This is a genomic window from Vibrio floridensis (assembly GCF_021852965.1).
Lineage (GTDB): Bacteria > Pseudomonadota > Gammaproteobacteria > Enterobacterales > Vibrionaceae > Vibrio > Vibrio floridensis.
Window position 1 is genome coordinate 67,411 of the sequence record NZ_JAKGCY010000004.1, and the last position, 21,729, is coordinate 89,139.

Annotated in this window: 16 protein-coding genes; 5 read left to right on the forward strand and 11 right to left on the reverse strand. The window is 46.2% G+C overall.

The features are described 5' to 3' along the window. Positions 1 to 31 precede the first annotated feature (31 nt). Together panP and LZU85_RS08580 are read left to right on the forward strand one after the other, a co-directional pair. The gene (gene panP / locus LZU85_RS08575; protein ID WP_176297350.1) at positions 32 to 1,690 is read left to right on the forward strand and encodes a pyridoxal-dependent aspartate 1-decarboxylase PanP; all 1,659 of its coding nucleotides are present in this window, start codon (positions 32 to 34) and stop codon (positions 1,688 to 1,690) included. A 314-nt stretch (positions 1,691 to 2,004) separates the two neighbouring features. Then, on the forward strand, positions 2,005 to 2,859 hold the full coding sequence (locus LZU85_RS08580) for a MurR/RpiR family transcriptional regulator (RefSeq protein WP_176297349.1): 855 nt from the start codon (positions 2,005 to 2,007) through the stop codon (positions 2,857 to 2,859). An 86-nt stretch (positions 2,860 to 2,945) separates the two neighbouring features. Here LZU85_RS08580 and LZU85_RS08585 read toward each other — a convergent pair whose 3' ends face one another. Beyond that, positions 2,946 to 4,199 carry an iron-containing alcohol dehydrogenase gene (locus LZU85_RS08585; protein ID WP_336886288.1) on the reverse strand — a complete coding sequence of 418 codons (1,254 nt, stop codon included), beginning with the start codon at positions 4,197 to 4,199 and terminating at the stop codon, positions 2,946 to 2,948. A gap of 274 nt (positions 4,200 to 4,473) precedes the next feature. On the opposite strand from LZU85_RS08585, the gene LZU85_RS08590 reads away from it, so the two are divergent. Both LZU85_RS08590 and LZU85_RS08595 read left to right on the forward strand, forming a co-directional pair. Further along, positions 4,474 to 4,737: a GrxA family glutaredoxin gene (locus tag LZU85_RS08590; protein ID WP_011080656.1), complete on the forward strand. Its 264-nt coding sequence runs from the start codon at positions 4,474 to 4,476 to the stop codon at positions 4,735 to 4,737. Between the two features lie 163 nt (positions 4,738 to 4,900). Next, entirely contained in the window at positions 4,901 to 6,583 is a 1,683-nt protein-coding gene (locus LZU85_RS08595) for an aspartate:alanine antiporter (RefSeq protein ID WP_176297348.1), read from the forward strand. A gap of 114 nt (positions 6,584 to 6,697) precedes the next feature. Here LZU85_RS08595 and fabV read toward each other — a convergent pair whose 3' ends face one another. The 7 genes from fabV to LZU85_RS08630 all read right to left on the reverse strand — a co-directional run bounded on the left by fabV (position 6,698) and on the right by LZU85_RS08630 (position 17,196). After that, a complete protein-coding gene (gene fabV / locus LZU85_RS08600) occupies positions 6,698 to 7,900 on the reverse strand; it encodes an enoyl-ACP reductase FabV (protein ID WP_011080658.1) in 1,203 nt (400 codons plus the stop codon). Between the two features lie 181 nt (positions 7,901 to 8,081). Beyond that, positions 8,082 to 10,367, reverse strand: a complete 2,286-nt coding sequence (locus LZU85_RS08605) for an acyl-CoA dehydrogenase (RefSeq protein ID WP_176297347.1) — start codon at positions 10,365 to 10,367, stop codon at positions 8,082 to 8,084. A gap of 62 nt (positions 10,368 to 10,429) precedes the next feature. Then, a complete protein-coding gene (psrA, locus tag LZU85_RS08610; RefSeq protein WP_011080660.1) occupies positions 10,430 to 11,056 on the reverse strand; it encodes a TetR family transcriptional repressor PsrA in 627 nt (208 codons plus the stop codon). Positions 11,057 to 11,523: 467 nt separating this feature from the next. After that, a complete protein-coding gene (gene nhaA, locus LZU85_RS08615) occupies positions 11,524 to 12,693 on the reverse strand; it encodes a Na+/H+ antiporter NhaA (protein WP_176297346.1) in 1,170 nt (389 codons plus the stop codon). 272 nt (positions 12,694 to 12,965) lie between these two features. Continuing rightward, entirely contained in the window at positions 12,966 to 14,090 is a 1,125-nt protein-coding gene (locus tag LZU85_RS08620) for a lipocalin-like domain-containing protein (RefSeq protein WP_176297345.1), read from the reverse strand. Further along, the gene (locus tag LZU85_RS08625) at positions 14,091 to 16,544 is read right to left on the reverse strand and encodes an ABC transporter permease (protein WP_237286891.1); all 2,454 of its coding nucleotides are present in this window, start codon (positions 16,542 to 16,544) and stop codon (positions 14,091 to 14,093) included. Then, positions 16,525 to 17,196 carry an ABC transporter ATP-binding protein gene (locus LZU85_RS08630; RefSeq protein WP_013571971.1) on the reverse strand — a complete coding sequence of 224 codons (672 nt, stop codon included), beginning with the start codon at positions 17,194 to 17,196 and terminating at the stop codon, positions 16,525 to 16,527. Before LZU85_RS08630 ends, LZU85_RS08625 begins: the two co-directional genes overlap by 20 nt. A 178-nt stretch (positions 17,197 to 17,374) precedes the next feature. Between LZU85_RS08630 and LZU85_RS08635 the strand changes: the two genes are divergently transcribed. Then, positions 17,375 to 18,865: a DUF2867 domain-containing protein gene (locus tag LZU85_RS08635; RefSeq protein ID WP_176297343.1), complete on the forward strand. Its 1,491-nt coding sequence runs from the start codon at positions 17,375 to 17,377 to the stop codon at positions 18,863 to 18,865. A gap of 28 nt (positions 18,866 to 18,893) precedes the next feature. On the opposite strand, the gene LZU85_RS08640 is transcribed toward LZU85_RS08635, so the two are convergent. The 3 genes from LZU85_RS08640 to rsuA all read right to left on the reverse strand — a co-directional run bounded on the left by LZU85_RS08640 (position 18,894) and on the right by rsuA (position 21,695). Then, the gene (locus LZU85_RS08640; RefSeq protein ID WP_017422197.1) at positions 18,894 to 19,553 is read right to left on the reverse strand and encodes a DUF2913 family protein; all 660 of its coding nucleotides are present in this window, start codon (positions 19,551 to 19,553) and stop codon (positions 18,894 to 18,896) included. Then, positions 19,553 to 20,755 (reverse strand): Bcr/CflA family multidrug efflux MFS transporter, encoded by a 1,203-nt coding sequence (locus LZU85_RS08645; protein WP_237286892.1) that lies wholly within the window; start codon positions 20,753 to 20,755, stop codon positions 19,553 to 19,555. The genes LZU85_RS08640 and LZU85_RS08645 overlap by 1 nt, the downstream gene beginning before the upstream one ends. A gap of 238 nt (positions 20,756 to 20,993) precedes the next feature. Then, entirely contained in the window at positions 20,994 to 21,695 is a 702-nt protein-coding gene (gene rsuA, locus LZU85_RS08650) for a 16S rRNA pseudouridine(516) synthase RsuA (protein ID WP_011080669.1), read from the reverse strand. Positions 21,696 to 21,729 lie beyond the last annotated feature (34 nt).

Here is a 21,729-nt window from a genome sequence, read left to right on the forward strand (position 1 = left end):
AACTACTAGTATAATTAAATCGATTTGTTATATGGCAATGGAACAAAAAATCGCTGATGTCAGCTTTGAAAGCCTACTTAAGATCTTCACTATTCCTGAAGGTCCAGACTCAACCCTGACTCAAATCGAAGCTAAGCTATCACAAAACTTAAATAAATTTCTCGGTGAGCACATCGTTGCAGAAGAAAAGCCTTTGCGTGAAATCGAGAAAGACTTTTCTTCTGCTCAGATCCCGGAAAGACCGTCGTTTGTTTCTGATCACACCGAGCATTTGCTAAATACTTTGGTTTCACACTCTGTGCATACCTCGTCGCCAAGTTTTATTGGTCATATGACCTCCGCACTCCCCTATTTTTTGATGCCTTTATCAAAAATTATGATCGCACTAAACCAAAACTTGGTAAAAATTGAAACGTCTAAAGCCTTTACGCCGTTAGAACGCCAAGTGCTGGGTATGCTTCATCGCCTTATCTATTCGCAAGACGAGCATTTCTACTCTCGTTGGATGCACAGTGCTGAGCATTCACTCGGTGCATTTTGCTCCGGTGGAACCATTGCTAACATCACCGCTCTTTGGGTAGCGCGTAATAATGCCCTACGGGCTGATGGTGCTTTTAAAGGCGTCGAGAAGGAAGGGCTTTTCCAAGCCATGAAACATTATGGCTATGAAGGATTAGCTGTATTGGTCTCAGAGCGTGGACACTACTCTCTTAAAAAAGCGGCCGATGTTCTTGGCATTGGTCAAGCAGGCCTAATTGCGATCAAAACCGATGAGAATAATCGTATTTGCCCAGAAGCATTAGACGCGAAAATTCGGAAGCTTGAAGCTGAGAGAATTAAAGTGTTTGCTGTAGTTGGCGTGGCGGGAACCACCGAAACCGGTAGTGTTGACCCATTGGCCGCTATCGCAAAAGTATGTCACAAACATCAATGTCACTTCCACGTGGATGCCGCATGGGGCGGAGCGACCTTGATGTCGAATAAATATCGCTATCTGTTGGACGGTGTTGAACTGGCTGACTCTGTCACCATTGACGCACATAAGCAGCTTTATATACCTATGGGAGCCGGGATGGTGCTGTTCAAAGATCCCAGTGCGATGAAATCGATCGAGCACCATGCACAGTATATTCTGCGCAAAGGTTCAAAAGACCTTGGCAGCCACACTCTGGAGGGTTCACGCTCTGGAATGGCGATGCTTGTCTACGCGAGTATGCATATTATTAGCCGCCCGGGCTATGAGCTCTTGATTAACCAAAGCATAGAAAAAGCGAAGTATTTTGCTAATTTGATTAAGCAGCAAAACGATTTCGAACTGATCTCCGAACCAGAACTCTGCTTACTCACCTATCGCTACATTCCAGAAAACGTTAAAAAAGCACTGCTGTGCGCAGATATTGAACAGCAAGCAAAGCTGAATGACATGCTCAATGAACTAACCAAGTTCACGCAAAAACGCCAACGCGAAACAGGCCGTTCATTTGTGTCGCGTACTCGTTTAAACCCAGCACAGTGGTCTCGGATGAATACGATTGTTTTTCGCGTTGTGTTGGCAAACCCACTTACGAGCGTTGATATACTCTCAAGCGTTTTGCAAGAGCAAAGGCAAATTATTACCCACGAAGCGCCAAACCTTTTGGCTAAAATCCATCAGTTTTCGGATGAAATTTTGTCGAATTTGACAAAATGACGATTTCTTTGTCAGTACAGCAAAATGAAATTTTCTTTCGTTTTGCTGTAATTTCAACATCAATATCGTGCCAGATAAACCCCGGTAAAACGTTCAAACATTCAGTTTTGTAGTTTAAACAAAATTTTGTTTGAGGCTTGTCAAATTCTCACCAAATAGTATGGCTATTTGGTTTAGTCACACTGATTAATCGGTTTATACTCATTTTATGGCGCTGATAGCGGTTTATCGTTGGTGATTTGCACTTTGCCCAAGAGCAGTTTCAGTCATCGCGATAGAGTCAGCGAGTTGTTCTCTATGCCCTCGTGAACACTATGAACACATTAGAAAAAATTCAAAAAAATTTGGAGAATTTCAGTAAATCTGAACGTAAGGTTGCGGAAGTAATCATGGCGTCTCCACAAACTGCAATTCACTCTAGCATTGCTACACTGGCTAAGATGGCTGACGTCAGTGAGCCTACGGTTAACCGTTTTTGTCGCCGATTGGACACGAAAGGCTTTCCTGACTTTAAACTCCACTTAGCGCAGAGCCTGGCCAATGGTACGCCATATGTAAACCGTAATGTCGAAGAAGATGACGGCCCAGATGCGTACACCCACAAGATTTTCGAATCGACAATGGCGTGCTTAGATGTCGCTAAAAATAGCCTCGATCCAATGCAGGTTAACAGAGCTGTTGATTTGCTGACGCAAGCAAAACGTATCTCATTTTTTGGCCTAGGAGCATCGTCTGCTGTTGCAAAAGACGCACAAAACAAGTTCATTCGTTTTAATATTCCAATTACTTGTTTTGAAGATGTCGTGATGCAACGTATGAGCTGCATCAATTGCAGTGACAATGATGTCTTCGTATTGATTTCGCATACTGGCCGTACCAAGAGTTTGGTCGAAATTGCCAACCTAGCACGAGAAAATGGCGCAACGGTTATCGCAGTTACAGCCAAAGACTCACCTCTAGAAAAAGCGGCCTCATTAGCCATCTCCCTCGACGTTCCTGAAGATACTGATGTCTATATGCCAATGGCAAGTCGCGTTGTGCAAATGACGGTCATCGACGTGCTCGCAACTGGCTTTACCTTAAGACGCGGTTCTGGTTTTAGAGAAAATTTGAAACGCGTGAAAGAGGCGCTGAAAGATAGTCGTTATGACAAACTTTCTCACTTCTAGTGCTCAATAATGAAAACGGAACCTAACGGTTCCGTTTTCATTTTAATCAGTAAAGCCGCTAGCACTGCAGATGTCCAAACCACTTGTCACTTTGTACCCATGCCCTCTTTTTGCTGAGAATTCAGTACTTCGTTACAAATTATTTCAGCAGATGTTGCTGCCCCTTGCTCAGGTTGTTCGACATTCAAACCGCACTGACACACCTGATCCAAAATATAGATCAAACGCGCTTTGGTTAACGGTAGTGGATTGCCTTTGATCGCCACGGAGCGTAATGCATCTTCTGCGACAACATCAAAAGACGTAGCACAAACACCAAACTGCCCGAGCTCTGGAAGCTGTAATTTCGCTAATACATTTCTGACCCATTCAACCCCATCCAACTCTGACGCATTAGGGTTATTAGTGACCAATCTTGATAACGATTTATAGCGCGACAATACATCAGCCCTGCCTGCTTCGCGCGCGGCCATAATGTTCTCATTCATGACGTGGGGCGCCAGTTGAGCCGTAATCACACTATGAGGAGCATCCAGTTTCCCTCCCAAAGCCGAAGCCAAACCATGAGCCGCACCTAACTTCGCATTAGTAATCGCCATTCCACCGAGCATGGCGGAAAAAGACAGATCAGAGCGAGCCTTGTAATCATCTTGTAAACATCCTGGCAAGATTGAGCTGCTCAATCGGCGCAAACCCTCTTCGCAAATCATATCGGTCAGCGGATTTGGCTCCCCGCATACATAAGCTTCCATTAAATGGGTAAAGGCATCCATCGCGCCACGACCGGATGTATAGGCATCAGTACCATAGGTGAGTGTCGGGTCGACAATCGCCACATCAGCCAGCATATCTGGACTGCGCAGACTCACTTTCACTTTATCCTGGCCCGATTTTAATACCGCATTTCGCGTCACTTCCGATCCCGTGCTGGCCGTCGTCGGAATGGCAATAAAATGTATGGGTTGTGTTTTTAATGGCACATTTCTGCCCACCACTTCGACGTAGTCGTACACGTCACCTTGATTTGGAATGATCGCTGCCAGCGCTTTCCCCATGTCAATGACACTCCCTCCACCAATGGCGACGACCATATCTGGCTTAAACTTCCGTCCTAATACAGCCGTTTCTTCAACCATAGTGATGTTTGGCTCGCCACTGATCGCGACATGTTGATAGCGAATGTTCTGCGATTTGAAATAACTCACGATGGGCATTGCCCTGGCCAGATCCTTACCGGTCACCAACAATGCGCTGTACCCAAACTGACTTAATATTGACAGCGAGGAGTGTAAGGCCCCTTCGCCAAAAATAATTCTTGTCGCGGTCATAAATTGGAACATACTAACTTGCCTCTCTTGAATCGAAATTCGTCGCTAGTCTCAAGCATTATTTCACTCTGCCTTGCTTTGTACGTAAAAAAATTGACCCAGTGCAACTTGTCGCAAATGACCTTTTTTTTTGTGGTGGTTTATAACCTGCTTCACACTGCTTCTATAAGCAAACTGACTAACTCTTATTCGATAGCTTTTCCCTATTGAAACAACAGGCATTTGTCTCTTTATTTCCGACAAAGGATCGGGCATAGTTGCGGTATCAAAATAAAGGAGAAAGAACATGTTCGTAGTTATCTTTGGTCGTCCGGCATGCCCTTACTGTGTTCGTGCAAAAGAACACGCAGAAACTCTTAAAGCTAAACGTGATGATTTCAATTACCGTTACGTTGATATTCAAGCAGAAGGCATTTCTAAAGCCGACCTAGAGAAAACCGTAGGTAAACCTGTAGAAACAGTGCCACAAATCTTTATCGATCAACAACACATAGGTGGTTGTGACGATTTCGAAGCATACGCTAAAGAGCATCTTGGTCTGTTTGACTAGCAAGTTTCGTAAAAAACCCGCTGAATCAGCGGGTTTTTTATTGGGTTTGTTCAAAACAATCTAACTAATTAGAGATCTTAAAAAATTTCACTTATCTTTTATTGATATTTAGTTACAATCCGACTCTAACCCTGTTCCTGAACCAAACTGTTTGAGCGACAACGTGAACATAGACGTCGTACTTCTTCTTCAGCAAAATCCAATACTACTGATTTTTGTGGTATTGGCCATTGGCTTAGCCATTGGAAAAATGCGTATAGCCAACATGCAACTCGGCAACTCCATTGGCGTATTGATCACCTCATTGATCATGGGGCATCTCGGTTTCTCATTTAACGCGGAAGCCTTAACCATAGGCTTTATGCTGTTTATTTACTGTGTTGGTATTGAAGCTGGACCCAATTTTTTTGGCATCTTTTTCCGCGATGGAAAACACTACTTCACACTCAGCATGGTTGTACTGGTGACAGCGGTGTCTATCTCCTACTTCGCTAGCCACTTTATGGGGTTAGATTTCGGCCTATCTGCTGGAATGATGGCAGGCGCACTCACTGCCACTCCCGTGCTGGTAGGTGCTCAAGATGCACTAAATTCAGGGTTAGCAACGATTCCGAGAAACATGGAGTTTTCTCTGGTGCTCGAGAATCTTTCAGTTGGCTATGCTATGGCTTATTTGGTTGGTTTAATCAGTATGATTATGTTTGCCAAACTGCTACCTCGTTTACAAAAGCAAAACCTCTCTGATTCAGCGCAGCAAATTGCCCAAGAACGTGGCTTGGGAGGCTCTGGACAACGTAAGGTTTATCTACCGATTATTCGAGCTTACCGAGTGGGTCCAGAGCTAATCAACTGGACCGACGGGAAAAACCTGCGTGAGCTGGGCATCTATCGTCAGACGGGTTGTTATATTGAACGAATTCGTCGCCATGGCATCTTGGCACATCCAGACGGGGATGCCATTTTGCAAGAAGGTGATGAAATCGCTTTGGTAGGTTTTCCCGACAGCCATGCGCGACTCGATCCAAGCTTTCGTAACGGCAAAGAAGTGTTTGACCGCAATCTTCTTGACCTTCGCATCGTTGAAGAGCAGATAGTCGTTAAAAGTGATGCCATCGCCGGCAAACGACTGTCAGAACTCAATCTTTCTGAGTACGGCTGTTTCCTAAACCGAGTCATCCGTGCGCAAATTGAGATGCCGATGGATCTCGATATCGTGCTTGCGAAAGGTGATATTTTACAGGTCAGTGGAGAAAAAAGCCGTGTGCATGGTCTTGCAGAACGAATCGGCTTTATCTCGATTCACAGTCAAATTGCAGACCTACTTGCCTTCTGTAGTTTCTTTATCTTAGGCATTATGTTTGGTTTGGTGACCATGACATTTGGTCAAGTCTCTTTTAGCTTAGGTAACGCTGTCGGCCTGCTGCTTTCAGGTATTACCTTAGGATTTTTGCGAGCGAATCACCCAACATTCGGTTACGTGCCTCAAGGGGCACTCAACATGGTCAAAGATCTAGGGCTGATGATCTTTATGGTCGGTATCGGTTTAAGTGCAGGTGGAAAAATGGCAGAGCATCTGACGCAAGTTGGCCCACAAATCATTGGTATTGCGTTTTTGGTCAGTGTCGTCCCGGTCTTTTTTGCTTATTTGGTTGGGGCTTATGTGCTGAAAATGAACCGAGCACTGCTATTTGGCGCCATCATCGGTGCGAGGACATGTGCACCCGCAATGGACATTGTTAACGAGTACGCCAAATCAACGATTCCAGCATTAGGTTATGCCGGCACTTACGCGATTGCCAATATCTTAATGACCTTAGCAGGCACCATTTTGATCATACTCAGCTAACCAAACACACTCTTTGGATACAAAAAAGGCGCTTACAAGCGCCTTTTTCATTCTATTTGTCTGTTTCGTTGACGGTAGCACAACCCAGTTTGATGCTGTGCTACGGTATAGAAACTAGATAGCAATAAAATCCGTTGCAACGTCTGGGTTAACGTCTGCTTCGTAATCTACGCCATCAATGCCGAAACCAAATAGCTTCAAGAACTCTTCTTTGTACTCAACGTAGTCAGTCAGCTCTTTTAGATTCTCAGTGGTGATTTGTGGCCATAGGTTACGGCAATGCTCTTGAATATCATCGCGCAATTCCCAATCGTCGAGGCGAAGACGGTTTTTCTCGTCCACTTCTGCCGCACTGCCATCTTCTTTATACAGACGCTGGCTAAACATGCGGTAGATCTGTTCCATACAACCTTCGTGAACGCCTTCTTCACGCATCTTTTTGAAGACCATCGCGATATACAGAGGCATCACTGGAATCGCTGAACTTGCTTGAGTCACAACAGATTTAAGCACTGCAACATTTGCACTACCGCCAGTGGCAGAGAGTTTATCGTTCAGTGCAGACGCTGCGCGATCGAGATCCATTTTCGCTTTACCCAGCGCACCATCCCAGTAGATAGGCCAGGTTAATTCAGTACCGATGTAGCTGTAAGCAACGGTTTTGCAACCGTCTGCCAGCACACCCGCTTCTGCTAGCGCATTGATCCAAAGTTCCCAGTCTTCACCACCCATAACCGTTACCGTGTCTTGGATTTCCTGCTCAGTTGCAGGTTCCACACTGGCTTCAATAATGATGTCTTTGTTGGTATCAACCGCCGTTGAGGTGTAAGTTTGGCCAATAGGTTTTAGCGCTGAACGAATAAGTTCGCCCGTTTCTGGTAACTTACGAACAGGCGAAGCCAAAGAGTAAACAACCATATCCACTTGACCCAAATCTTCTTTGATTAGGTCGATTGTTTTTTGTTTTGCTTCGTTAGAAAACGCATCGCCGTTTAAGCTTTTTGCGTACAAACCTTCTTCACGAGCCAGTTTCTCAAATGCTGCGGCATTGTAAAAACCTGCGGTGCCTGGTTTCTTCTCTGAGCCTTCTTTTTCGAAGAAAACACCGATAGTGGCGGCACCACCACCGAAAGCAGCTGCAATACGAGAAGATAAGCCGTAGCCACTGGATGCACCCACAACAAGTACGCGTTTTGGTGCGTTTTTGATAGGGCCTTGTGCTTTGGTGTAAGCAATTTGTTCTTTTACATTAGCTTCACAACCCACTGGGTGCGTTGTAGTACAGATAAATCCACGAATTTTAGGTTTGATGATCATATTCAACTTCCTTTAAAAAACTGTGTAAGGATAAAAGGTTCGTCGCCTATTCGCATCTAATTTCTGTAAAAATGCGCTGAAAATGCAAGTGGTTGGAGCTCTATGCACCGATTTCTATTGCTAACCATACGAAAAAGCACCTCATTTGAGGTGCTTGGTTCGTCTCTTCACTGCGATGGTGCTACGCCGCGCTAGTTAACTTCTTTTTTTTCTCAGGCGCATTGGTAAGCGTCTTTGAGAAGTCAAAGCTGAAGTGATCCACTTGGATTGCTTGGTAACGCAGTTTATCGGCGGCCAAGATTTTATCCACTTCACTTTGCGTTAGCACATCGGCGTCTAGCGCTTGTTGCAGACGCTCAGCCAGCAAGCCTTTACGAGCCACTTTGCCATCTTTTGCCGCTTTCATCAGCTTACGCTCCAGCGGTTTGATGTCATACATCGCAAGAAACGCTTGTTCCATTAAACCAACACTGTCCTCTTTCTCTTTGCCGATATAGCAGAGATTGGTCAGTCGGTCGCGCTGCACGCCTGGGGTCATCATCGCTTCCGCAATATCCACACAGAGTTCATCACTTGGTTTAGCAAAGTGATTGCCAAGTGGGAATAGTAGCCCTTTGAGCACGCCACCGACATATTTCACCGGGAAGTTAGCATAGGCTTCGTTCAACGACTTCGCTGCGTGATGCAAGCAGTGCTGCACTGCGTAATGGACGAAGTTGAGATCCGATTGTTGACGACCTTCATCTTCATATTTTTTCAATGCCGCAGAGGCCATGTAGAGATAGCTAAGGCCATCACCCAAACGTGCAGAAATCATCTCTTTACGTTTCAGTTCACCGCCTAGCGTTAACATGGCAAAATCGGCACTGACCGCCAAGGCGCGACTCAGACGAGTCATGTCTTTATAGTAACGTTGCGTTGGGCCGCTCATTTGCGCTTTTACAAAGCGTGAGCCGGTGAGCGCTGCACCTAAGGCACCGAGCGTATTGAACGTGGCATGTTTAATGTGCTTAAACAGCAAATCGTCGAATTGTTTCGCACCTTCTTTGGCATCTGGGTTCGCTGCTGCTTCCATTTCTTTCAAAACGTAAGGATGGCATCGCGTTGCGCCTTGGCCAAAAATCATTAGGTTACGAGTGAGAATATTGGCACCTTCAACCGTAATCGCTACGGGGATACCAAGATAATGGGTCGCTAGGTAGTTCATCGGACCATCTTGAATCGCACGACCAGAGTGAATATCCATCGAGTCATCAAGAATCGTTCTCGCCATCTCCGTCATGTGATACTTAGCAATAGCGGTTACAATGCCAGGTTTTTCCTTCAGATCGAGCGATGTTGTGGTCAAAGTACGAGTGGCTTCCAATAAGTAGGTCAAACCGCCAATTCGTCCCATCGCTTCTGCAACACCTTCAAACTTACCGATCGACATGCCAAATTGTTTGCGCACATAGGCGTATGCCCCCGTTGTGCGCGTGGTCAAATGACCAATGGCCGTACCAAGCGCAGGCAGTGAAATACCACGCCCAGCCGATAAACACTCCACCAGCATGCGCCAGCCTTTACCAGCATAATCCGCACCACCAATCAGCCAGTCCATCGGGATGAACACATCGTGGCCACGAGTTGGGCCGTTCATGAACGCCAGACCTAGAGGATCATGACGTTCACCAATCACCACACCTTCATGATTAGCTGGAATCAAAGCACAAGTGATGCCAACATCGGTTTTATCACCTAGCAGATGATCAGGGTCTTGAAGTTTAAATGCGAGACCAAGTACGGTTGCGACAGGCGCAAGAGTGATGTAACGCTTGTTCCAACTCAAACGAATACCAAGAACTTCTTTGCCTTCATGCATGCCATAGCAGACTACGCCTTGATCGGGAATACCACCGGCATCCGAGCCAGCTTCTGGACCCGTCAACGCAAAACAAGGGATGTCTGTACCATCGGCAAGACGAGGTAACCAGTAATCTTTTTGTGCCTGTGTACCATAGTGAGAAAGGAGCTCACCTGGGCCTAATGAGTTCGGTACCATAACCGTCACGGCGGTACTGATACTGCGTGTCGCAATTTTGGTTACTATGGTTGAGTTCGCCAGTGCAGAAAACTGACGGCCACCATATTTCTTCGAAATGATCAGTGAGAAAAAACGTTCTTTACGTAGGTATTCCCACACCTCTTTCGGTAGATCACGATCTTCTTTCACAATCTTATGATCATCGAGCATTGCAAGCAGTGTTTCTAGCTCGTTATCAATGAAAGCTTGCTCTTCAGCCGACAAGGTCGGTTTTGGATAATGATGCAGTTTGGAGAAATCTGGCTTCCCAGAAAACAGCTCCGCGTCCCACCAAACACTTCCCGCTTCCATTGCTTCCTTCTCTGTTTCAGACAAAGGAGGAAGTACTTTTTTGAACATTTTAAATGCTGGGTCGCTGACCCATTTTTTTCTTAGAGAGCACATAGTTCAGATCCTTTTGTTCACTTGGTGGAACCTGTTGGTCCTTGTTTGTATTTTAATAATAGCTACTCAGCGGACATGCCGGCTGAGAGATAGGGAATCAATAGATCAACGACAGATTTCACGTCGGTCTGTTGATTAAATTTACTGTCTGCAATTTCCACTAACGCTTGGCTAGAAGCCATGGTGAAAACACACGTACCTAAAGTGAAGTGCAAACGCCAGAATAGTTTTTCTTCCGTCAACGCTGGGTTGGCTTTTAGGATGGAGGCGATAAAAAGCTCCAGCACTTCGGCATAACGTGTCGTGATAAACCATCTTAGATGGCCCTGCACGTCGGTATAGCCTCGACCGATGAGAAGCATAAAAAGGCTGGTACCATTGGGCCTGACATCATTGAGCTCTCTTAGCGGCAATCGAAGCGACTCAAACACTTCATCCATCGTATAGCTCTCTTGACTATTGAGCTGAGTCAGAGATTGCTTTACCGCAGGCATCAGTGCCTCTAAGTAACGGTTAAGTACTGCACGAACTAAGGTTTTCTTATCGCCAAAATGGTAGTTCACGGACGCAAGATTAACGCCTGCTTTACCCGTTATGGTGCGCAATGACGTGTCATTAAAACCGTATTCCGCAAATAAACCTTCGGCTACATCAAGGATTTTTTCTTTTGTACTGCTTCTTGGAGCCATTTTAATCACCCGTATCAAACAACTGTTTGAAATATACGTTTGACACCATAAATTAACAAGCAATTAACATCACACTTTTCAACATTGGTCCGACCAGATGATGAATTTATTTGTTATGTGGTTGAATTTAATAATTTTTAAAATAAGAATAATTTTTTTAAAATTTTTTGGAACTGTTTAGAATTGAGGTGGTCTGAATAGATGTAACAAAAAGGGCAATTTAAAGTTCTACTGGCCGTCAAACTTGTTTCTTACTTTCTGTTACGTTGCTGCTTTATCTTATTAACTCCTATGTTTGTATCTGCCCAGACCCAATTGGTACTGGGCTTTTTTTTTGCTCTTCTCGCAACTACGATGCCAAGTGGTTGTAATCCTTCTCTATGTACAGATTTATCTTCAGCCTTTAGAGCGACCAAGAAAAGCCCCTGCATTCTAGCAGGGGCTTAAGGAAGAAAGTTGGGGAGCCGTTAGCTTACAGCTTTCTTGCTCTCAACTGCCGTTTTTGGCAGTGATGTGTGTAGTAAGAAATAACCTAGCAATGCTGCTGTCGTTGAACCCATCAAAATGCCCAAGCGAGAGTAAGTATCAAACTCTGGATTTGCACCACCAAACGCCAGCGATGAAATAAAGATCGACATGGTAAAACCGATACCACAGAGCACCGACACGGCAAAAATGTGCTTGAAGTTCACACCTTCAGGCAATTTAGCCACACCAAACTTCACCGCTGCCCAGCTAAAGGTGAATATACCCAGTGGTTTACCAACCAACAGTCCTAGTGCGATACCGAGCGGCAACATCGAAGTCAAGCCAGAAAGAGAAACCCCTTCAAGCGAGATACCAGCGTTAGCAAAAGCAAAGACAGGCAAGATAGCAAAAGCAACATATGGGTGAAGCGCATGTTCCATGTGTTTCAACGGAGAGTGTTCACCTTTTTTGCCTTGTAATGGGATAGAGAAACCAATCACTACACCGGCCAAGGTCGCATGGACACCCGATTTCAGTACCGCTACCCACAAGATAAAGCCGACAACGATATACCAAATTAACTTTGTCACATTCTTAGCGTTTAGCATGAACAAGACACCCGTCATCGCGAATCCAATCGTCAACGCCAGTGTCGACAAATCGCCACTGTAGAAGAGTGCAATAATCACAACGACGCCCAAGTCATCGATGATCGCTAATGCCAAAAGGAACACTTTAAGACTGACAGGAACGCGCTTACCTAGCAGCGCCATGATACCCAAAGCAAATGCAATATCGGTCGCTGCTGGAATTGCCCAACCTTTAATCGCTTCCGGATCATTGCCATTAAACGCAACATAGATAAGCGCTGGTGCCAACATACCACCCACGGCGGCAATCGCTGGGAAGATCGCAGTTTCACGCGATTTCAATGCACCTTCTAATAATTCACGCTTAACTTCCAAGCCGATAAGCAAGAAGAAAATTGCCATTAGGCCATCATTTATCCAGTGAGATACTGACATGCCAAATACATAAGTATGCAAAATCGCTTGATAACTTTCATTGAGAGGCGAGTTTGCAATCACCATTGCGATCGCGGCAGCGATCACAAGCAAAATACCGCCAGCAGATTCCATTTTAAAAAAGTCACGAAGGACATCGTTCATGATTTCACCCTTTTATTTATAATCGTAATCAACGAACTTCAAAGAATGTCAGCAGTGTATAGATAACCATTTTGTAGGAATAATCGCTTGTTTAGATGTTTAACTTCGGTTTTTCCGACAAAAACCTATTATCACGTCGTTGTATTACAGATGTTTTATGTTTCAAGCCATTGAAAAGATTATAGCGGCAACGTTGCACACATGTTAGCCAAACGCGTTATTATTCACAAATCGTAACAGATAAAACAAAAGGCCCAATCGGACCTTTTGTTTTAATAACCAGTTAATTGCATGAAACCGTGACCCGATTTGCTCCCCGACACTTCTATCGGCCCTTCCCAATATGGAATCAAGAATGGAAGCCACATTTCTGCGTAGAGCGCTTTCGTCTGCACGTAAATATCCTGACTAGGGACTTCTATTGCCCACTGCAAAGGCACGCGTCTACCATCTGTCAACGTGGTGTATAAAATCGGATAAATGGTTACTTCTTTTTCCGTCAAAGGAATCACTTTTCCAGACGTAGTAGATAATGTGCCAAAAATATAGGGTAGCCTACTTCGATGGCGGTAACGGCTCACACTTAACGCTTTATCGTTGTCCAGTTGCAACGTGAACCAGTCCCAGCCTTGCTGCCCTTCACCGAACAAGTTACTGCCCCACTCTTTTTGCAGCCATGCTTGCCCAGCAACCTCAATTCTGCGTCCATCAAGAGAAAGTATCCCTTTCACATCCAAGAAGGGAGCACTCACACTAAAAGAGGCAACGGATTCTAAGTCATGTTTAATCTGGTAGCCTTTATCACCATTTAACACAAATGGTCCACCGGTCCTTGTTGCTAACTCAATTGAAAAATCATCGGTATCCACACTTAAGCTTCCCGGAAATGGAGTGCTCCCCAACGCTCTCCACGACCAGTTATCGATCCACATTCGGAAAGGTTTATTCGTGGAACCCGCTTGTCCAATACCACCGCGAGCCACTCTTTGCTCAAACACAATATTTTTGGGGTCGGTAAGAACAATGTTTGCGAGATAAAGTTGTGGGTTTTGCCAACCACTGACTTCTCTTTCATCGGTAGCAATACGGAACATGCTGAACTGAACAGTATAAACTTGTTCTTGTGCGTCTTTTAGCGTAGCGAAATAGTGCCACCATTCATGTTGGTACTGCTCGTGAAACTTAAAATCATCCGGCAAAGTCACTTTTTTATTCGGCAAAACTGGCTCAAATATGGTTTTGTCTTGAATGCCTAATGAGGTTTTCAAATGATAATCTTGACCCTTATTGTCGCCAGGTTTTGACCAATACCAGCCTAGAAAGGCCGTACTGATTGCCACCACGATGAAGATGGCAATCAGTACTGCATTCTTTGATTGCACGGCATGTGATTTCATTTAAAACGAATCCCTTAGCGATTTCATTGGTGTGTTTTTGATTAAGCGCAACACGGGTAACGCACCTGCCAGCATAATCGCAATCATTGCCCACAGAATGGTTTGGCCGTATTCAAACACATCGATCTGCAGTTGCAAAGACCAACCAAAAGATTGCTTGATGACAATATCAACCACTAACGTCGCTAAAGCCATGCCTAGAGGCACCGCAATCAAAGCAGAAATTACACCAAAAACAAACAACTGTAGGCCACCCAAAACGATCAGTTCTTTGCCCGATACACCCAAGCAACGTAAAATTGAAATATTTTTCTGACGGCTCATTTCGCCAGCTAGTGTAGCAAAGAAGAGGCCAAAGACCGCAATCACGAGTGTAATGTTGCCCAAGGTGTCGGCAATCGCGAACGTGTGATCAAAGACTCTCATCGCTTGACTATAGATATTGTTATTATCAAACACTCGTTCAGACGTCAGTCTAAAGATGTTTTCTAGACGATGCTTGAGACCTTCACCATTCACGTTTTCTTTTAACAACACACCTAAACCAACGTTGCCCGTACCAGCAAAGGCATAAAGCCAGTTCCGATGAGATAAAAGCACTTGATTGTAGGGGTTACCATAGTCGTAATAAACGCCAACCACATGCCAGCCTCCCCCAAGAGGGGCAGCAAGATCAAGATAATCGCCGGGTCGGATATCGAGTTTTAAAGCCATCGATTCACTGATCATGACGCTTTTACTATGATGTAAGTGATACCAATAGTTGGGTACGCCCAGCTTCACCGTAAGCGCTTCCAACTCGCCATCACTTGGTCCTGTGCTGACCACTTGAACAACGTCACGCTCCCCTGCCAGCTCTTTCTCCCAGCGCCACCACACTTCATCCACTTCTGGCTGAGCTTCCAACCAATGACTTAAACGTGCGGCGGAATTGTTAGTGGGGTAAATATAGAGATCAGCTGCGAGACGCTGTGTTAACCATTTGTCCGTGGTATCTCGGAAGCTGCCCACCATGGTTTCAACACCAATATTGGCAGCCAACGCCAACATGAATGCCATCATAGCGACCCCACGATAACTCATACTGGCAGCCATATCGGCGAAAAACCAACGTAAATTCACCCAGCGCAAAGTATAAGAAAAGCTGTTAAATACCTTCCACATTAAAAAAGGCGTGAACAACGCCACACTCATCAGCATTAGTGCAATGATTGTAAAACCTGATTCTGGTGTTTTAGGCGCCTGATACACCGCAATGGCTGCCACACTGAATCCACAGGCAGCGAGCGCCTGCCAGGCAAATTCACGACCAGCAAATCTCACCAGAGAAAGCTTGGAAGAGAGTCGTATCGGTGGCGATTTTAGCAGGCGAATTAACGGCCAAAGGCAGGAAATTAACGCTCCCAAAACCGCCAGCAACAAGCTGTATAAACTCGATTCCCAACTCCAACCGATCGAAAGGCCAACGTTGGCATCGTACAAATCCCCTAAACTAGCCGATACAGCCGGAATCAGTTCATTGGCGAGGACGAGACCCAATAAATTGCCACATCCCCACGCGACTAAAACGAGAATGGCGAGTTCAAGCAACAGTGCTTTTGCCAACTGCATACCTGTCACACCCGTTTGGCGCAAAATTCCCACAAGCGGCTGGCGTTGGATCAATGACAAAGACATGGCTTGATAGAAGATAAATAGCCCGACCAGAAATGACAACATGCCCATTGCCGTGAGGTTTAGGTGAAACGCTTTGGTTAACGACTCCAATTCATCTTGGCTGTTGCGTACTAAGGTCAAGCCATTCGGCAGGTAGCGTTTCAAATGTTCTAGCTTCTCTGGCGGCATTTCTGCGCAAGCGATGACAGAGAGGCCGGAGCTACGCTTTAGCATCCTCAGCAATGAGATATCTGCAACCATACGACTGCCATTTAGACGCTGATCTCGATCGACCTTCAATGGCCCCAATTGGCTTCCATCGTCTAACGCAATAAAGTCGCCATCTTGCCAAGCCATATGTTTCGCTAAATCTTGGCTGATCAAAATCGGGTATGGCGGATTCATTAACGCCAGTGAGGTGGCGCGATTTAAAGAGGTTTCTTTCTCCAACTGCAACATGGCAACAGGATCCATACCTATCAACGTTAGACCCATCCCATCTGCCGTTTTGATCTGGTGCATGTCGAAAGGTGTGCATTGCTGGAAGCCAGCTCGGCGTAATTGAATATAGAAACCTTGTGGAATTTTATTGGCGCTGTGCTTTGGGCGGATGCGGTACGGCAAAGGGTTATTGAAGAGTTTTTCACCGTTTTGATAGCTTTCTTGCGCATGATGATTGATGGCTGTCACACCAACCAATAAAGACACGCCTAACGTGAGGCCAAGCCACACCAATAATATTTGTAGCGGGTAACGTCTGTAGTGACCAAGTAGCGCCTTAACTACGGGCCATAACATGCAGTTGCCCCCCTTGCAGGCGAATCATCCCTTCCATGTGTTTGGCCACTTTTTCACTGTGTGTTACCAACAACAAGGTGCAGTCTAGCTGACGGGTAAGCGAGGTGAGTAAGCGCATCACTGCTTCGGCATTGCGTTCATCAAGGCTACCAGTGGGTTCATCCGCCAACAGCAATTTGGGTTCCATATACAACGCTCGAGCAATGGCCGCTCTCTGCTGTTGTCCCCCAGACACTTCTTCCGGATAACGCCCAAGAAGCGGCATGAGATCCAAAGCCGATAAAATTTGACGCCACAATCCCTTATCATCAGGAAGGCCCTTTAATTGGCGGCAAAAACGAATATTGTCGGCAATATTGAGTGTAGGTAACAGGTTGAATTGCTGGAAGATATGGCCAATATTATTTCGGCGGTAGGCAGTTCGAAGATGCTCTGGAGCATCGTTCATAGCAAATCCCGGAAACATGATTTCGCCAGAATCAACAATGTCGAGGCCGGAAATCAAGTTCAACAAAGTGCTTTTGCCAGAGCCACTTTCCCCCATCAAAGCAAGTTGTTCCCCTTGCTTTAGGGACAATTCAGCACCTTGTAGTACGGGATGAAACTCGCCTCCATCCACATAGCCTTTACATAGGTCTGAAAGTTGTAGCATTGTTCGAATCACTTTGTTGCTTTGAGAAATTGGAACAAGAATCTACACTAAAAACCTGATAACCGGAAGTATTTTGAGCCCTACATCACGCTATTTCGGGTTTCCTTTGCCTTGAATCAAAAGCTCTCCTTTTTAAATCACTTACCGACAAAATAGACAGCAAGCGCTTGAGTCGACAATGAAAATGCGACAACATGAAAATATTCAGACAGGAGCATTACTCGTTAAGGAAAACGGAATGAAAAAAGTGCTGGTGTTAGGGGCCTCTGGCTACGTGGGTTCACAGTTGATCCCGCAGCTTCTTGAGCAAGGTTATCAGGTCACGGCGGCGGCAAGGCACATAGATCATTTGCGAGCGCGAGTGCTGCCCCACCCTTCTCTGAACTTTCACTACCTGGATCTGGCCGATCAAGAACAAACCCAGGCACTGATCCCCCAATTTGAGCTCATTTACTTCCTTGTCCACGGCATGGCCCATGGACACGACTTTGTCGACTACGAGTTATCGCTTGCCGATCATTTCTATCAAGCACTTGTGGACAGCGATGTTAAGCACGTTATTTATCTCAGTGCCATCCAACCGCAATCGGGCTGCTCGCAGCATTTACTGGCGAGAAAAATGACTGGGGATGTGATTCGTAAAGCCAATATCCCCGTCACCGAGCTACGCGCGGGCGTCATTATCGGCCCCGGCTCTGCGGCTTTCGAAATTATGCGCGATTTTGTTTACCACTTACCCATTCTGATCACGCCCAAATGGGTCGACTCAAAAGCCAATCCGATAGCACTCGACAATTTGAATCATTACTTGTTGCGTCTAGCGGAGGAAACACCAGAGCAGCACCACACTTACGAAGTCGGTGGACCCGATACCCTCTCCTACCGAGATCAATTTCGCACCATTTGCCAAGTCACCAAGATCCCGTTCCGCTTGGTCAGCTCTGCGTTACTCACGCCGAGGCTTGCCTCTCATTGGCTTGGGCTAATCACTTCGGTGCCCTCCAATATCGGCAAAGCCCTTTTGGCAGGCTTAGAGCACGACTACATTGCTAACTCCCAAGCAATACGAGAAAAATACCCTCAACCACTGATTCGTTACCAAGAGGCTGTGGCTCAAGCGGTTGAAAATGAAGGTACTTTCGTGAGGAGCAATGTTTGGGGATTTGATCCAACCGCACTTCAACGTTGGCAGCCAGGCTACGGTTACTACGCCAAACAGGCAGGAGCAAGCATTCGCACCCAAGCAAGCACAGAGTCACTTTGGACATGGGTGCAAAAAATTGGCAGCCGTGAAGAGGGGTACTTTTTCGCCGATATCTTATGGCGCACCCGCGAATGGCTCGATGTGCTATTTGGCGGCTCTCGGCCTGTTCGCCGCTCTCCAGCCGGCCCTGAGCTAAAAGTGGGCGACTATATCGATTCTTGGAAAGTGATTCGCTGTGAAAAGCAGCAATTTCTTTCGCTGTTTTTCGGCATGAAGGGGCCAGGCTTAGGTCGACTCGAGTTTACCATCCACGATCATGGCCATTATCGGGAGCTCAATGTCACCGCGTGGTGGCATCCACAAGGTTTTCCGGGCCTACTTTACTGGTTCGCCATGATGCCTGCTCACCTGTTTATTTTTAATGGCATGGTGAAAGCGATCGTAAAAAAGGCGCTAAACCATTAGCGCCTTCTCTGAAGTGTCTGCCTAACCACTAGCAAGTAAAGCTCAGCGGGATCTCCGCCAATTGGTTACCGAGGTTGCTCGGGAACACCAAATATTCACCATGATATTTGACGTTAGATTTATAGTCCGTCACCTTGTGAACCATAAACCCAGCCGCGCTCGCTTTCTCAACGAAACCGGCATGGTGACCGCGAACAAACCAGCTCATCGGTTTCACTAATAGCTCGCCGTCAAAACAGTTTTCGCACTGCTGCGCGCACAGTGCCAAAGAGTTCTGTCCTTCCGTGAAAATCTGCACTTTGCCACAGCCGACAATCGGATCTGAAGTCGACACTTCCCAGCCCGCGTTTTCCATTTCATCGAGAAAAGCTTCGATCTGTTTGTCGGTAATCGCTTTTGGTGCGCCCTCTTGGGCAAAGAACGAAGCATAAAACGCAGAAATACGTTGGAACGTTGGCAACAGCGCCGCGTCATTTCCTTTCGATCGTCCTGCTTTTTGCCAGCGAGTTAAGTCCGCGACAACACAACGGTCGAAACGCTGACCTTTCAGCGCTTTGGTCACCCAACGTACCAAAAAGTGGTTGTTGGCAATCGGTGCGTCGACCAATTTGCCCGATTGATGTTCCGCAGCCAGCTCAGCGAGTGCGGTATTCACTAAGCGCTGAATTTCACTTGTGTAGTTCGACATTATGCTTTTCGTCCGAAAATCCAATAAAACAGTGCTGAAAGCACAGAGCACGCAGACATCACTAGCACCATAGGCCAAGTCACTCCTGATGGCAGTATCGCAACCAAAGCACCAACTAGAGAGCCAGTGCCAAAACGCAATGTGCCCGCCAGAGAAGACGCCGTCCCCGCCATATTAGGGTAGCCAGAAAGCAATAGCGCCATTGCGTTACTGCCGATGGTAGAAAGTGTGCCGATAAATAGAACCACGAATGGTACCGTGCCCCATAGCCCAAGGTCTAGTAGCCAACTGACAAATAGACCAAGACCGGCGATCAATTGAACAGTCAGACCCAAACGCAACATGAAATGCGATCCCACTTTCTTCACCATTCGGCCATTTAGACTGGTCATGATGATCATCGCAACAATGTTCAAACCAAACAAATAGCCAAACTGATCGGGTGAAATGCCGTAAATATCAATATAGACAAACGAGCCTGCGGTTAAAAAAGCAAACATTCCCGAGAAAGAGAACGCGCCAGACAGAATCAACCCCATTGCCGTTTTGTTACAGCATAACTTTAAGTAGTTACGCATGGTCGTTTTGAAGCGCAATGGCTGTCGGTTTTCTAACTTGAGTGTTTCTGGTATTTGCCACCAAACAAGGGCGATCACGATAACGGCAAAAAACGCCAGCACCCAGAAAATTGAACGCCAACCAAACCAAATAGCGAGGTGACCACCGATCATCGGCGCGACAAGAGGCGCAATAGTGATCACCAATGTGACGAACGACATCGCACGCGCAAAGTCCTCGCGATCAAACATATCGCGAACCACGGCTTGAATGATCACCGCAGCCGCGGCACCAGCAAAGCCTTGCGCCGTGCGCACATACGTTAACGCATCAATGCCATTAGTGGTGGCACTGACCACCGCCGCTAGGCCAAAAAAGAGCACCCCAAGCAATAAAACCGGACGTCGACCAAAACTGTCTGCCAGTGGACCATGAATCAGCTGGCCGAGCGCAAAACCTGCAGTATAAGCGGTTAGAGTAAACTGCACCGCACCGGCATCGACGCCCAAATCGCGTGCTATGGTCGGCATCGCTGGTAGATACATGTCGATGGCCAAGGGTGTCAACGCACCGATGGCACCGAGTACAGCAAACAAAAAGAGACTAATTTGTGATTGGCTAACGGCTTGAGATTGATTGGTCATTAATGCTCCGTTTTGGTTGCGATTGCGTCGCAACACTCCGGTCGCAATACAATCTCGTTGCCCATGTTCCACAACAGTTTGCCAAACGTTGGCCGTTGTCCTTTCTGCTAGAAATTCTGGGAGGGAAATGATGGCGTGATGCCATAGCAGCCTGCGTGAAGAGGTTAAAGAAATGTCAGCAGGCTGAACTATTGTGATACAGATTAGGCAGAAACACTAGTTCCGTATAGGAACTAAATCATTTCCAAACAGAGTCTATTTCTTCCTGAGTGAGGTAACGGTATTCTCCCGGCTCAAGACTTTCATCCAGCTCGATCGCGCCAATACGCTCACGATGTAATTGCTCAACTTTGTTACCCAATGCCGCGAACATGCGTTTCACTTGATGGTATTTGCCCTCATGGATAGTCAGCAGCACTTCGTTTTCATCCGCATTGACGATGGTCATCTGCGCTGGAAGCGTTAGCTCCTTTTCGTTACGCAATTGTACGCCTTCGGCCAGTTTTTCTGCATAATCACTGCCAATCGGGTCCGCCAACCAAACACGGTAAGTTTTGTCGCATTTATGCTTAGGCGAAGTAATACGGTGTGACCACTTACCGTCGTCGGTGATCAACACCAAGCCCGTGGTATCCACATCCAAACGACCTGCAAAATGAAGCTCATCCATTTTTACTTCGTCTAATAAAACAAACGCAGTGTGGTTAAAACCATCTTCATGCGAGCAGACAAAACCTTCAGGCTTGTAAAGCATAATGTAACGCGGTCCTTGCATAGCCAGCTCGCGCCCTTGCCATTCAACCACACACTCTTCCGTTACTTTTACCGCACCGCTTTTTTGCACTTGTTCGTTAACAGTCACTTCACCACTTTTTAGAATCTTAGTGGCCTCTTTTCGCGTCGCGCCAAGCGCATCGCAAAGAAATTTATCTAAACGCATGAATACCTCATCTGGTTAAGGTCGGGTATTATAG